Raw genomic sequence first — 12654 nt, forward strand, 5'->3', positions numbered from 1 at the left:
ACGTTTACCAAGCCGTTACATCCGCACCCGCCGAGCACGGGATGATCGGACGATGGCGACCTTCACCCGCGGATTCGGCGGTCGACGCGACGACCGCGACGACTCCCGCATCCCACCCGGCCAGACCCTGGTCCGCGACTGGCCGGTCCTCTCGGCCGGCGCGACCCCCGAGATCGAGCCCGCCGAGTGGGCCTTCACGATCCGCACCGAAGCCGGCCTCCACACGTGGACGTGGGACGAGGTGCAGGCCCTCGGTGTCGAGGACGTCACCGTCGACATCCACTGCGTCACCCACTGGACCAAGCTCGACATGCCCTGGCGTGGGGTCCCCCTCGACCGCATGTTCGAGGACGTCGAGACGTCGCTCGACTACTGCATGGTGCACAGCTACGGCGGCTACACGACGAACGTCCCCCTCGACGAGCTGCTCGACGGGAAATCCTGGATCGCCTTCGAGGCCGACGGTGCACCGCTCGAGCCCGAGCACGGCGGACCGGCCCGCCTGCTCGTCCCGCACCTGTACTTCTGGAAGAGCGCCAAGTGGGTGCGCGGGATCGTCATGCAGTCCGACGACGAGCCCGGCTTCTGGGAGAACGCGGGCTACAACCTGCACGGCGACCCGTGGAAGGAAGAGCGGTACTGGTGACGCTCCCCGACACGGGCCTGGAGGCACGGATCACCCGGTCCCCCGGTCCCGCCGCGCGCAGGCGGCCGGCCTGGCACGCCGCGACGGTCGCGTCGGTCGCCGCCGAGACGCCGAACGCGCGCCGCATCGTCCTCGACGTCCCGACCTGGCCCGGCAACGACCCGGGCCAGCACCTCGACCTGCGGCTCACCGCCGAGGACGGCTACCAGGCATCTCGTTCCTACTCGATCGCCTCGTCCGGCGACGCCCCGTCAGTGCTGCTCGCGGTCGACCGGGTCGACGGCGGTGAGGTCTCGCCGTTCCTCGTGGACGCGGTCGAGGTCGGTGACGCGCTCGAGGTGCACGGTCCGCTCGGCGGGTGGTTCGTCTGGCATCCGGACACCACGGCCCGCCCGGTGCAGCTCATCGCCGGCGGATCCGGCATCGTGCCGCTCGCCGCCATCGCCACGGCACACGCCGACGCCGGCGACGCCGCACCGTTCCGGCTCCTCTACGCCGTGCGGACCCCGGAGGACGTGTTCTTCCGCGCAGAACTCGACCGTGCCTCCGACGCCGGCGTCGAGGTCACGCACGTGTACAGCCGCACCGCTCCCCCGGGATCCACGACCCCGGCCGGCCGGCTCACCCGCGATGCCCTGGCCGCCGCGGTGTTCCCGCCGGACGCCGGTGCCCTGGTCTACGTCTGCGGGTCGACGCCCTTCGTGGAGCAGGTGCTGCGCTGGCTCGGCGAACTCGGCCACGACACCACCGACGTCCGCGCCGAACGGTTCGGGGGCAGCTGATGCCGATCGTCGACGGCAACGCCCTCGCCGGGCCCCTCGCCTCGGTGCTCGGCGCCGACGCGACACTGGCCGTGCTGCGCTGCGCCGGGTGCGGCACCGCCGATCCGCTCGCGCTGACACGGGTGTACCGGACGCCGATGGGCTCGGTCGCACGCTGCCGCGGGTGCGACACCGTGCTCGTCACCGTGGTGGACGCGGGCGACCGCCGCTGGGTCGGGCTTCCCGGCACCCGGGCCGTCGCGACGTCCGACACCTGATCCCGTGGCACGCGCAACCTCTGGAACTGCCCGTGCGGGAACCTTGCGGAAAGCCGCACGGCCCAGAACCGGACCGATCCGATCTGCCGCGCGCTCCGGATACATCCTCGGAGACCACGCCGGGCCACCCACCCGGCGCTCTGAGTGGGCACGGTCGCCCGCGCGCCTGGTGGGCGCGGGGACCCGAATCCTGCGCCCGCCGGGCTCGACCAGCCCGCCGGGCTCGACCAGCCCGCTGCGCTCGAACGCCGCAGCAACGACGAAGGCCCCGGTCGTGGGGACCGGGGCCTTCGTGCGCTCCTGACCGGAGCAACCGAGCGGATGACGAGATTCGAACTCGCGACCCTCACCTTGGCAAGGTGATGCGCTACCACTGCGCCACATCCGCGTACCCGAGCACTCTACCCGCAACCGCCCGTCTCCATGCGATCCGGCCGGAACCGGGCGTGTCCCGGGTCCGGAGAGTTCGATCGGACCATGAGCTACGTGCACGACAACCCCGGCGGAACCGAAGCCCACGGAGTCGACCTGGTCGACGGTGACACCCCCGCGGTGCGCATCCTCGTGCACGGCGACCTCCCGACCACCATCGAGCACGAGGGCCGCACCTGGCTGTCGAACGGTGAGAGCCACGACGACGGCGACGACCAGGCACCGCCGATCGCCGTCTACCGTCCGGTCGGGGAAGCCACCCCGCCGGACGACGGTCCGGTCGAGGAACCGTGACCACCGTCACCCGGGAACACCGGCTCGTCGACGCGTTCGTCGCGCTGACGGACACGCTCGTCGCGGACTACGACGTGGTCGACCTCCTGCAGACCCTGGTCGACCGGGTCGTCGAGATCTTCGACGCGACGGCGGCCGGCATCCTCCTCGCCAGCCCGCAGGGCGAACTCGAGGTCCTCGCGTCGACCGACGAGGGGTCGGGGTTCCTCGGACTCCTGCAGCTGAGCGCCGGCGAGGGACCCTGCATCGAGTGCTTCGCCACCGGTCTTCCCGTGACGGCCGGGGACCGCGAGGAGATGCACCGGCGGTGGCCGACCTTCGCCGCGGCCTCGGAGACCTCGGGGCTCGCGTCGGTGCACGCCATCCCGATGCGTCTCCGTGAGACGACCATCGGGTCGCTCAACCTCTTCCGGGAGTCGGGCGGTGCGCTCGGCGCGGACGACGCCCTCGCCGCCCAGGCCCTCGCGGACGTGGCGACCATCAGCATCCTGCAGCACCGGAACCTCGAGCACTCGACGCTCGCGCAGCAGCAGCTCCAGCGTGCGCTCGACAGCCGGATCGTCATCGAGCAGGCGAAGGGCTTCGTGGCCCACACCCACCACGTGGGCACCGACGAGGCGTTCACCCTGCTCCGCGAGCACGCCCGCTCCCACCAGGAGCGGCTGGCCGACGTGGCCCTCGCCGTCATCGAACGCCGTCTGGTCCTCCCGTGAACCGGGGCGGGCAGAAACCGAGAGCGGATCCGGGTTCCGCGCGTACCGTCGCCGACAGCGGACGACGAGTAGCCCCGGCCCCCGGTTACAGCGCTGCAGCTGAACCCAGGAGGGCGTCATGAGCGACGACACCATCGTGCCGAGCGACGACACCATCGTGCCGAGCGGCTACCGGAAGACCGAACCGCGGACCGGTCGGAAGGACACCACGTCGACGTACTCGGCGCTGCTCGTCGAGGTCCGCGGCGCCGGACTCCTCCGGCCGCGCACGGGCTGGTACTGGGGGCTCGTCGGGGTCCTCACCGCCCTGCTCGCGGTGACCATCGCAGCGTTCACCGTGCTCGGTGGCAGCTGGTGGCAGCTCGTCGTCGCCGGGGTCCTCGGTCTGCTGTTCACCCAGTTCGCGTTCCTGTCGCACGAGGCCGCGCACCGCCAGGTCTTCGCGTCGCACCACTGGAACGACCGTGCCGCGCGGTACGTCGGCACCTTCCTCACCGGGGTGAGCTACGCCTGGTGGACGGCGAAGCACAACCGGCACCACGCGAACCCGAACACCGTCGGCAAGGACCCGGACATCTCGTTCGACGCGATCTCGTTCCGCCCGGAGGACGCCGTCCGGCGTACCGGGTTCCTGCACGTCCTCGTCCGGGTGCAGGGCTACGCGTTCTTCCCGATGCTGCTCGTCGAGGGCGCGAACCTGCACTGGCAGTCGATCCGCACCCTGACGAGCCGCGGAACCGTCAAGCACCGCTGGGCCGAGGCGTCGGTGTTCGTCGGTCGGTTCGTCCTCTACCTCGGTGCGGTGTTCTGGGTCCTGCCGCTCGGCATCGCGTTCGCGTTCCTCGGCGTCCAACTCGCGGTGTTCGGTTTCTGCATGGGCATCGCCTTCGCCCCGAACCACAAGGGCATGCGGATCATCGAGGCCGGCGAGCGTGTCGACTTCCTCTCCCGCCAGGTCCTGACGTCGCGCGACATCAGCGGCGGCCGCTGGGTGGAGTTCTTCATGGGCGGCCTGAACCACCAGGTCGAACACCACCTGTTCCCGAGCATGGCTCGCCCGAACCTCCGCGCGGCTCGGGTCATCGTCCGTCGCTACTGCGACGAACAGGGCGTGCCGTACACGGAGACGACGCTGGTGCGCTCGTACGCGATCGTCGTCCGCTACCTCAACGAGGTCGGACTGGCCGCGAGGGACCCGTTCGCCTGCCCGATGGTCGAGCGCTTCCGCTGACCGCGTGCCGCCGCCGCGAGCACGGCGAGCACGCTCGCGGTGAGCACCGAGCGGTCGCTGCCGGCTGCCCAGTGGGTCCCGTCCTCGTCCCGGTGCTCGATGAAGGTGACGGCGTCGCTGCCGCTGCCCGTCGTCCGCGACGACTGGTGCAGGGACACGACGTCCACCGTGATCCCGGTCTGGGCCAGGAGCTCGGTCACCGCCTCGACGGGGCCGATCCCCCGGAAGGTCCCCCGGTGCTCGACGCCCTCGGCACGGATCGCGACGTGCGTGACGTCCAGCCCGTCCTCGCCGCCCACCGTGAGGTCGAGGAGCTCCGGCGCGCCCTCGCCGGACCGGAGGTACGACCGCTCGAACAGGGCGAGCAGGCCCGCGCCGTCGACCTCGGTCCCTGACCCGTCGGTGTACTCCTGGACGCGACGAGCGAAGTCGATCTGGAGCCGGCGGGGCAGCTCGATGCCCGATGCTGCTTCGAGGAGATGGGCGATCCCGCCCTTGCCCGACTGCGAGTTCACCCGGATCACCGCGTCGTAGCTCCGGCCGAGGTCGGCGGGATCCACGGGCAGGTACGGCACGCGCCACGCGGTCTCCCGCTCGCTGCGGCCCTCTGCCTCGGACCGGCGGCGGTGCTCCGCGAACCCCTTCCGGATCGCGTCCTGGTGCGTCCCGCTGAACGCGGTGTGCACCAGGTCGCCGACGTACGGGTGCCGCGGGTGCAGTTCGATGCGGTTGGCGTCCTCGACGACTCGACGCACCGCGTCGATGTCCGAGAAGTCGATCATCGGGTCGACGCCCTGGGCATGCAGGTTGAGCGCGAGCGTCGCGATGTCGACGTTCCCGGTCCGTTCGCCGTTCCCGAAGATGCACCCCTCGACACGCTGCGCCCCCGCGAGCACCGCCAGTTCGGCGCAGGCGATCCCGGTCCCCCGGTCGTTGTGCGGGTGGACGGACAGGATCACCCCGTCGCGGCGCGCGAGGTTCCGGTGCATGTACTCGATCTGGTCCGCGTACACGTTGGGGGTCGCGATCTCGACGGTCGCCGGGAGGTTGAGGATCACCGGTCTCTCCGGCGTCGCTCCCCAGAGCTCGGTGACCGCATCGCACACCTCGAGCACGAAGTCCGGTTCGGTGAGGTTGAACACCTCCGGCGAGAACTCGAAGCGCACGTTGTCCAGGTCTCCGGCGAGGTCGAGGACGTCCTGGGCGCCGGCGAGGATCATCCGGCGGAGCTCGGCGCGGTCCTTGCGGAGCACGACGTCGCGCCACGCCGGGGCGGTCGCCGTGTACATGTGGATGACGACGGGGTTCCGGATCCCGCGGATCGACTCCACGGTCCGTTCGATGAGGTCCCTGCGAGCGGGTGTGAAGACGACGACCGTGACGTCCTCGGGTGCGAGTCCCGGCTCGGTCGCGAGCAACCGCACGAACGCCTCGTCCGTCTCCGAGGCGGACGGGTAGCCCACCTCGATCTCCTTGTAGCCCATCCGCACCATCAGCTCGAAGAACCGACGTTTGCGTGCCGGGTCCATCGGTTCGGCGAGGGCCTGGTTGCCGTCGCGCAGGTCGACGGGGACCCACAGGGGCGCGGTCGTGAGGTACCGGTCCGGCCACGTGCGTCCGGTGAGCGGGACCGCCACGCGTTCCCTGACGTCCTGGTACCGGTGCGACGGCATCTGCGAGGACCGCTGCCGGTTCCAGGAGGGTGCGCCGTCGGGGACCGGTCCGGCCGGGGTGGAGATGCCGTCGTTGCTCATGACCGAGCTCGCTACCATGACTCCTCAGACAAGTAGAGGAGTACTTGATGCAGCATGATGGAGCCGTGACTCCCGTGCGCCGCGAACCCCTCGCCGAACAGGCAGCCGTCGCGCTCCTCGACCGGATCCGGTCCGGCGAGTGGCCCCTCGGAGCCCGACTGCCCGGCGAGACCACGCTCGCGCCGCAGCTCGGCGTCGGGCGGTCCACGATCCGTGAGGCCGTCCGGCAGCTCGCCGGACGAGGGGTGCTGACCTCGCGGCAGGGCGCGGGTGTCTTCGTGACGTCACTCGACGTCCCCGAGGACTGGGAGCACGTACTCCGCCGAGCGGACATCACCGCGGTCATCGAGGCGCGCACCGCCATCGAGGTCGAGGCCGCCGCGCTGGCGGCCACCCGCCGGACACCCGCCGAGCTTCGCGGCCTGCGTCGCGCCGTCGAGCACCGCGGTGGGCACCGTGACGCGATCGAGGAGCACGTCGACGCCGACACCGCGCTGCACCGCGCTGTCGTCACCGCGGCCCACAACCCGATCCTCACCGAACTGTTCGACGGCTTCACCCCGCGGAGCCGCCAGGCGATGATCGAGTTGCTCCGCATCGGCGGCGAGTACGGCTCCGACGACGACCAGGCGGTGCACATCGGCATCGTCGATGCGATCGCCGACCGCGATCCGGTCGCCGCAGCGGAGCGCACCCGAACTCACCTGGCCACACTCACGGCCCGGCTCGGACCGGTCGGCTGACCACGGCATGAACGGGCTGCCGGACGGCGGGAGGGCTGCCAGGGTGGGCCGGTCTGACGGCCCGGTGTCGCGCCTCCAGGCGGTCACCACACTGTCGGACTGGAGGCGCGACCCGGCACCGCCACCACGCTGCGGATCGCGTGTGGGCGTCACCAGGGCAGCGGGCCTGCCTCGTCGGTGAGCGTGCCCGTCAGCCCGTCCGGACCCGTCGTCGCGAGCGCGACGACGACGCGCGCGCTGTCCGCCGCCGAGCGGCCGATGCCGAACGCCGCGGTCATGTCCGTCGCCGTCGGGCCCGGCTCGACCGCGTTGAAGCGGATGCCCGGGTGTGCCTTCGCGTACTGCAGCGTGAGCATCGTCGCGGCGGCCTTCGATGCGGAGTAGAGCGCGAGGGGCAGCCCGTACTCCGCCCGCTCCGGGTTCGTGACCGCCCAGAACGAGCCGGCGCTGCTCGACACCGTGACGACGTTCGGCGCTGCCGACGCGCGGAGGAGCGGCAGGGCTGCCTCGGTGACGCGGACGATGCCGACGGCGTTCGTGTCGAAGGACCGGAGGGCAGCGGGGCCGTCGAGGTCGGTCGTGAGGACGCCGGCGTTGTGCACGACGACGTCGAGCCCGGTGCCCGCCGCCGCGATCGTCGCGAGGGCCGCGCGGACGGAGTCGTCATCGGTGACGTCGAGCTGCACGGAGCGTGCCCCGACCTCGGCGGCGGCGGCAGCACCGCGGGCGGGGTCCCGGGAGCCGATCCAGACGTCGTGCCCGAGGGCGACGAGCTGACGGGCGGTCTCGCGGCCGATGCCCTTGTTGGCACCGGTGATGAGTGTGACGGTCATGGGTGGTCCTTCCGGACGGGTGGGAAATGGACGGGGCGAGCAGCCCGTTCGAGACCGTATGCACGATCTCCTCGCCCACCCAGAGCCCTCCCGTGACCAGGTCCTGACAGGACCCCCGCAGCACGCACGCGCCGGTCACGGTGTCGCCGGCGGCCGCGGGCACGGGCCCCTTGCGGCCTACCTGCGGGCGCGACGCGGGCTCGTCTCGCCAGAGGACGCCGGGCTGGCCGTCACGGGGACCCGGCGGGTGGCCGGGCTCCGGCGCGAGGAGGTCGCGATGCTCGCCGGGATCAGCGCCGACTACTACCTGCGACTCGAGCGCGGTCGCGACCGGAACCCATCGGCACAGGTGCTCGAGGCGCTCGGGCGGGTGCTCCGCCTCGACGACGAGCACCTCGCGCACATGCGGGACCTCGTGGCGCAGCCGTCGCGACGGCCCGGTGCGGCTGCGGAGCCGGGTTCGGAAGCCGCAGCCGTCCCGGCCGGGGTGCTGCGACTGCTCGAGGGCATGGTGCAGCCCGCCTTCGTCGAGGACACCGCGTTCGACGTGCTCGCCGCCAACGCGCTCGCCCAGCGGCTCTCCCCCAGGCTGGTGCCCGGCCGGAACCAGCTGCGCGACCTGCTCACCGAGGCGGACGACTGGGCGCTGCTCCCGGACCACGACGCGATGGCCCAGTGCCTCGTGGGCAACCTCCGACGGATCACCGCGCCCGGAGACGACGGCCGGCCGGCGCAGCTCGCCGCGGAGCTGGAGGAGGTCAGCGACCGGTTCCGGGAGCTCTGGGACCGACACGACGTGCAGGGGCAGTCCGGCGGGACCGTCCGGTTCCTCCACCCCGAGGTCGGGCCGCTGGTCCTCGACCGGGAGCGGCTCGCCGTCGAGGGCGCTGCGGGTATCCGGCTGGTGGTCCTGCACGCGATGCCGGGGTCGGACGCCGCAGCGAAGCTCGCGCGGCTCGCCGGCTGACGGGGGTTCCACCCGGGCGGGCGCGTCCAGCCGGTACGGACTACTGTCCGTCGTGGTGACCCGAGTCCCCGGCCGCCGGAACGATCTCATCGTCCGAAGCGACCGGAAGCGCCATGACCTCCCCCACCCAGACCGGCTTGTCCGCGATCGACCCCGTGTGGTGGTCCGAGGTGGACGCGTGGACCTGGCGAGCGATGTCGGGAGCCGCGCTCATCGGCACGGTGACGCTCGAGTCCCAGTACGTCCTGCGGCTCGCCGACGGAGACCTCGCCGGAGTGCACACGAGCCTCGAGAGCGCCAAGTCCCAGATGGACGCGTGGGTGCGCTGGCAGTTCCGGGCACCGCTTTCCTGAGCGGTAGGGGTCACTGACCGGCTCCCCGGGTGACGACGAAGGCGTCGAACAGCGTCTGCCCGGAACGGTCTGTCGTGGACGCGTCGAGCGTGATGCCGGCGCGGCCTTTCGGTACGTCGATTGGGATGCGGGAGGTGACCCCGCAGGTGATGTCAGCCTGTCCGAGGACGGACATCGACTCGAGACTCTCGCCTGGGCCGGCGGTCGCAGCGGTGTAGTCGCTGACGGTGAGGTGCACCTTCTTCGAGGAGCGGCAGACGGCGAGGACGTCGTACGGGCCGGCGAGGTCGTACTCGAGGGACACTGACGCGCCGGCTTTCTCGTCGCCGTTCTCAACGGTGAGACGGCCACCAGCTCCGCCGTGTTCGTCGTCACCGGCGACGTTCATCTGCGCTGACGTCTGACTCATCCACGCGGTGTAGTCCTCCGGGACAGCGTCACCGTGGCTCCCTCCGGTGCAGCCGGTGAGGATGACTCCTCCGGCGATTCCAGCGAGGAGCGCGGCGGCCGGCCGGCGGATGGCGGTGTTCACGTGCCGATCATGCCGCGTCCGTCCGGGGTTCGGCGACCCCGTCAACGCGGGTCGCGAGCTGCCACGGACCCCGCGTGGTCCGTGCGGATCGCGTCACGGACGTTGCCGCTGACCGCCGCATAAGGTGAGAGGTACGCAACAAGGGGGAGCGATGAGCGAGAGCATCAACACGTGGGGAGGCACGACGCCGAACGTGGCCGCGGAGCCGCAGTTCGTGGTTCGGCGGCCCAGGTACCAGTCGTTGATGTTCGAGGTACTCGGCGGGACCGTTGCCGTCATCGGCGTGATCGGTGGGTTGAGCGACCTCCTCACCGACGCTGAGAACGGCGCTTCGAGCTTCGGGTTCTTCCTGCTGTTCTTCGTCGGCGGCGGAGCCCTGTTCTTCCTCCTCGGCGCTGCCCTCGGCGCGGGACGCATCAACGTGTACGACCAGCACCTCGACGTGAAGTCCGGGTTCGGGAAGTACCGGCGGCGGAACATCGACGACCTCCACACCCTCCGGTACGGGTCCCAGTCGCAGGGCGGCGGGCCGACGTTCATCAGCCTCACCGGGTGGAACGACCGCCGGAAGAAGCAGTTCACGGTCTTCACCGGGTACCGCGGGTACCGGGACTTCACCACCTGGCTGCCGAACGTCGCCCGGAGCAGTGGGCTGACTGCGAACGCGCCGGCCTCCCCACCTGACCGGCCCAGCCGCTCCAGCTGCTCCCTCGTCGCCATCCCCACCCGGCGTCAGCGTGACCGAGCCCGGTACTCCCCCGGCGGCCCGCCGCATGCCCGGGCGAAGTGCGCGTAGAAGCTCGACTGCGACCCGAACCCGGCTGCGTGCGCGATCTCCGACGTCGTCATCGAGGTCGTCGCGAGCAACCGCTGCGCCTCGGCGACCCGGCACCGGGTGAGGTACTCGAGGATCGTCGTGCCGACGTCCTGCCGGAACACTGCCATCGCGTGGTGCGGGTGCAGGTGCGCCGCCGCGGCGACGTCGGCCACCTCGATCGGCTCACGGAACCGGTCGACCACGAACCGCACCATGTCGATCACCCGGTGCATGGCGTCCGCGGTGCCGTGCCCGCCGCCCGGGCGGAGGTCGACGGCATTCCGGTGGTGTCGCAGCAGCCGTCGGACGAGTGCCTGCGCCTCGAGGTTCGCGATGATCTCGGCGCCGTCGTCCGCGAAGTCCCGCTGCCACGAGCCGAGCATCGACTCGACGTCACGACCGGCGGCATCGGTCGGCACGACGACCGGGCGGTTGAGGAGCATCGCGCCGAGGTCGTGGTCCGGCAGCCTCCAAGCGAGCACCTCGCTGAGCGGGATGTGCACCCAGCGGAACTCGCCCGTGCCCGTCCCGTCACCCACGAGCTGATGCGGGGTCCAGCCCCAGAAGAGCGCGATCTCACCGGCGTGCACGCTGACCGGCGCACCGCCGAACCGGTAGTCGAGGTGCCCGTCGAGCACGAGGTTGATCTCGAGGTCGTCGTGCCGGTGGGACGACGGCATGAGCGGGGCCGGGCCACGGTGGCTCCAGTACGCCGCTTCCATCGTCTCCACGTCGAGCACACGGCGAGCCTACGACAGCGACCCACGAACCCGACGACGACCACAGCGCGGTCAGCACGCATCCGAGGATCCTGGAACCCCGCCGTCCGAAGCCGGAGGCTCGCACCCACCCCCGCTTCCTACCGTGGTCCCATGACCAAGATCACCATCATCGGCGCCGGCGGCTTCGTCTTCCCGTTCCGCCTCATCGGCGACCTCGTCTCGTTCCCGGCGCTCCAGGGTGCGACGCTGCACCTCATGGACCTCGACGCGGGCAGGGTCGCCCGCACGGCGAACGCCGCCCGCGAGCTCGTCGCGCACCACGGCCTCGGAACCGAGGTGCTGGAGACCACCGACCGCCGCGAGGCCCTCGCGGGCGCGGACGTCGTCATCATCACGTTCCAGGTCGGCGGCGTGGAGTCGTACAGGTGGGACGTCGAGATCCCCCGGAAGTACGGCATCGACCAGGCCGTCGGCGACACGGTCGGCCCCGGCGGCGTGTTCCGCTTCCTGCGATCGGTCCGCGCCTACGAGGACATCGCCCGCGACGCGCTCGAGCTCTGCCCGGACGCCCAGTTCATCAACTACGCGAACCCGATGGCCATGGCCACGGCGTTCCTCAACGCGAAGGGCCTGCGCACGGTCGGCCTCTGCCACAGCGTGCAGGGCACCACGCGCATGCTCGCCCGGACCCTCGACGTGCCGTACGACGAGGTCGAGTTCGTCAGCGCCGGCATCAACCACCAGGCGTGGATCCTCGAGTTCAAGCGTCGCAACGGCGAGGACCTCTACCCGCGCCTCCGCGAGGTGATGACCGCGAAGCACCGGCGTGGCGTCGCGGCGGCCGACCTGCACGACGACGACGGCTACCACAGCGAGGCAGCCGCGGCGGCGAGCAACTACGAGGGCGGCAACGAGCAGGTCCGCACGCAGCTGATGCGGTCGTTCGGGTACTTCGAGACGGAGTCGAGCCACCATGCGAGCGAGTACGTGCCGTACTTCCGCAAGGACCCGGAGACGGTGCTCGAGTACATCCCGGAGCGCTGGGACTACTACGAGATCTGCCTCGCCCACGACGAACAGGGCGACGTCGACCAGCAGCTCGAGAAGCTCAAGGCCGACCTCTCCCCGTCGGTCGAGTACGGCGCGAGCATCGTGAACGCGATCGTCACCGGCGTCCCGGCCGTGGTCTACGGGAACGTCCCGAACAGCACCGGCGTGATCGCGAACCTGCCGTCGGACGCCTGCGTCGAGGTCGCCTGCCTGGCCGACGGCAACGGCGTCACCCCGACGTCGTTCGGCGAACTGCCGCCGCAGCTCGCGGCGATCAACCGGACGAACACGAACGTGCAGACCCTCGCCGTCCGCGCGGCGCTCACCGGCAACGTCGAGCACGTCCACCACGCGGTCGCCCTCGACCCCCTCACGGCGGCGCACCTCACCCTCGACCGCATCGCCGAGATGACCGACGAGCTCCTGCACGCGCACGCGGCGCTGCTCCCGGAGTCGCTGCGTCCGGCGGACGCCGTCGCGAGTCGACAGGACGTCGGCCTGGAGGCCCGCCCCGCGTTCGTCTGAACC

At 71.3% G+C, this 12654-nt stretch carries 15 protein-coding genes and 1 tRNA gene; 11 read left to right on the forward strand and 5 right to left on the reverse strand.

Translation table 11 applies throughout. The features are described from left to right. Positions 1-52: 52 nt before the first annotated feature. From BLT36_RS15730 to BLT36_RS15740, 3 genes are read left to right on the forward strand one after another with little or no spacing between them, the layout of a single operon-like run. Positions 53-646, forward strand: a complete 594-nt coding sequence (locus tag BLT36_RS15730) for a molybdopterin-dependent oxidoreductase (protein WP_092096620.1) — start codon at positions 53-55, stop codon at positions 644-646. After that, positions 643-1428, forward strand: coding sequence for an FAD-binding oxidoreductase (locus tag BLT36_RS15735; protein WP_092096621.1), 786 nt, complete (start codon positions 643-645; stop codon positions 1426-1428). The genes BLT36_RS15730 and BLT36_RS15735 overlap by 4 nt, the downstream gene beginning before the upstream one ends. Continuing rightward, complete coding sequence (locus BLT36_RS15740) at positions 1428-1685, forward strand: DUF6510 family protein (protein WP_254787697.1); 258 nt, start codon at positions 1428-1430, stop codon at positions 1683-1685. The genes BLT36_RS15735 and BLT36_RS15740 overlap by 1 nt, the downstream gene beginning before the upstream one ends. Before the next feature lie 316 nt (positions 1686-2001). Here the strand turns inward: BLT36_RS15740 and BLT36_RS15745 are convergent. After that, a tRNA-Gly gene (locus tag BLT36_RS15745) sits at positions 2002-2073 on the reverse strand. Positions 2074-2162: 89 nt separating this feature from the next. On the opposite strand from BLT36_RS15745, the gene BLT36_RS15750 reads away from it, so the two are divergent. From BLT36_RS15750 to BLT36_RS15760, 3 genes are all read left to right on the forward strand, one after another. Further along, positions 2163-2411 carry a hypothetical protein gene (locus BLT36_RS15750; RefSeq protein ID WP_092096623.1) on the forward strand — a complete coding sequence of 83 codons (249 nt, stop codon included), beginning with the start codon at positions 2163-2165 and terminating at the stop codon, positions 2409-2411. Continuing rightward, a complete protein-coding gene (locus tag BLT36_RS15755) occupies positions 2408-3124 on the forward strand; it encodes a GAF and ANTAR domain-containing protein (protein WP_092096624.1) in 717 nt (238 codons plus the stop codon). The genes BLT36_RS15750 and BLT36_RS15755 overlap by 4 nt, the downstream gene beginning before the upstream one ends. Before the next feature lie 118 nt (positions 3125-3242). Further along, the gene (locus BLT36_RS15760) at positions 3243-4355 is read left to right on the forward strand and encodes a fatty acid desaturase family protein (protein WP_092096626.1); all 1113 of its coding nucleotides are present in this window, start codon (positions 3243-3245) and stop codon (positions 4353-4355) included. Here the strand turns inward: BLT36_RS15760 and BLT36_RS15765 are convergent. After that, the gene (locus BLT36_RS15765) at positions 4286-6109 is read right to left on the reverse strand and encodes a 2-isopropylmalate synthase (protein ID WP_092096627.1); all 1824 of its coding nucleotides are present in this window, start codon (positions 6107-6109) and stop codon (positions 4286-4288) included. The genes BLT36_RS15760 and BLT36_RS15765 overlap by 70 nt on opposite strands. Positions 6110-6174: 65 nt before the next feature. Between BLT36_RS15765 and BLT36_RS15770 the strand changes: the two genes are divergently transcribed. Continuing rightward, positions 6175-6852 carry a FadR/GntR family transcriptional regulator gene (locus tag BLT36_RS15770; RefSeq protein ID WP_092096629.1) on the forward strand — a complete coding sequence of 226 codons (678 nt, stop codon included), beginning with the start codon at positions 6175-6177 and terminating at the stop codon, positions 6850-6852. A 149-nt stretch (positions 6853-7001) separates the two neighbouring features. Here the strand turns inward: BLT36_RS15770 and BLT36_RS15775 are convergent, their stop codons facing one another. Further along, positions 7002-7685 carry an SDR family NAD(P)-dependent oxidoreductase gene (locus BLT36_RS15775; protein WP_092096630.1) on the reverse strand — a complete coding sequence of 228 codons (684 nt, stop codon included), beginning with the start codon at positions 7683-7685 and terminating at the stop codon, positions 7002-7004. A 58-nt stretch (positions 7686-7743) separates the two neighbouring features. Between BLT36_RS15775 and BLT36_RS15780 the strand changes: the two genes are divergently transcribed. Together BLT36_RS15780 and BLT36_RS15785 are read left to right on the forward strand one after the other, a co-directional pair. Then, positions 7744-8652, forward strand: coding sequence for a helix-turn-helix domain-containing protein (locus BLT36_RS15780; RefSeq protein ID WP_092096632.1), 909 nt, complete (start codon positions 7744-7746; stop codon positions 8650-8652). Between the two features lie 113 nt (positions 8653-8765). After that, positions 8766-9005, forward strand: coding sequence for a hypothetical protein (locus BLT36_RS15785; protein ID WP_092096633.1), 240 nt, complete (start codon positions 8766-8768; stop codon positions 9003-9005). A gap of 10 nt (positions 9006-9015) precedes the next feature. On the opposite strand, the gene BLT36_RS15790 is transcribed toward BLT36_RS15785, so the two are convergent. Then, positions 9016-9537, reverse strand: a complete 522-nt coding sequence (locus BLT36_RS15790) for a hypothetical protein (protein ID WP_092096635.1) — start codon at positions 9535-9537, stop codon at positions 9016-9018. 151 nt (positions 9538-9688) lie between these two features. Between BLT36_RS15790 and BLT36_RS15795 the strand changes: the two genes are divergently transcribed. Next, positions 9689-10333 carry a hypothetical protein gene (locus tag BLT36_RS15795; RefSeq protein WP_092096636.1) on the forward strand — a complete coding sequence of 215 codons (645 nt, stop codon included), beginning with the start codon at positions 9689-9691 and terminating at the stop codon, positions 10331-10333. Here BLT36_RS15795 and BLT36_RS15800 read toward each other — a convergent pair. Further along, positions 10270-11094, reverse strand: a complete 825-nt coding sequence (locus tag BLT36_RS15800; protein ID WP_092096637.1) for a helix-turn-helix domain-containing protein — start codon at positions 11092-11094, stop codon at positions 10270-10272. The two genes, BLT36_RS15795 and BLT36_RS15800, sit on opposite strands and share 64 nt — an antisense overlap. A 132-nt stretch (positions 11095-11226) precedes the next feature. Here BLT36_RS15800 and melA point away from each other — a divergent pair, with 132 nt between their 5' ends. After that, on the forward strand, positions 11227-12651 hold the full coding sequence (melA, locus tag BLT36_RS15805; protein ID WP_092096639.1) for an alpha-galactosidase: 1425 nt from the start codon (positions 11227-11229) through the stop codon (positions 12649-12651). The last annotated feature ends 3 nt before the right edge of the window (positions 12652-12654 follow it).

The organism is Curtobacterium sp. UNCCL20, assembly GCF_900101675.1.
In the GTDB taxonomy this organism is placed as follows: domain Bacteria; phylum Actinomycetota; class Actinomycetes; order Actinomycetales; family Microbacteriaceae; genus Curtobacterium.

Coding starts and splice junctions, on each gene's coding strand:
- BLT36_RS15730 (WP_092096620.1), top strand. CDS start 53: ATGGCGACCTTCACCCGCGGATTCGGCGGTCGACGCGACGACCGCGAC.
- BLT36_RS15740 (WP_254787697.1), top strand. CDS start 1,428: ATGCCGATCGTCGACGGCAACGCCCTCGCCGGGCCCCTCGCCTCGGTG.
- BLT36_RS15750 (WP_092096623.1), top strand. CDS start 2,163: ATGAGCTACGTGCACGACAACCCCGGCGGAACCGAAGCCCACGGAGTC.
- BLT36_RS15760 (WP_092096626.1), top strand. CDS start 3,243: ATGAGCGACGACACCATCGTGCCGAGCGACGACACCATCGTGCCGAGC.
- BLT36_RS15765 (WP_092096627.1), bottom strand. CDS start 6,109: ATGAGCAACGACGGCATCTCCACCCCGGCCGGACCGGTCCCCGACGGC.
- BLT36_RS15775 (WP_092096630.1), bottom strand. CDS start 7,685: ATGACCGTCACACTCATCACCGGTGCCAACAAGGGCATCGGCCGCGAG.
- BLT36_RS15780 (WP_092096632.1), top strand. CDS start 7,744: ATGCACGATCTCCTCGCCCACCCAGAGCCCTCCCGTGACCAGGTCCTG.
- BLT36_RS15785 (WP_092096633.1), top strand. CDS start 8,766: ATGACCTCCCCCACCCAGACCGGCTTGTCCGCGATCGACCCCGTGTGG.
- BLT36_RS15795 (WP_092096636.1), top strand. CDS start 9,689: ATGAGCGAGAGCATCAACACGTGGGGAGGCACGACGCCGAACGTGGCC.
- melA (WP_092096639.1), top strand. CDS start 11,227: ATGACCAAGATCACCATCATCGGCGCCGGCGGCTTCGTCTTCCCGTTC.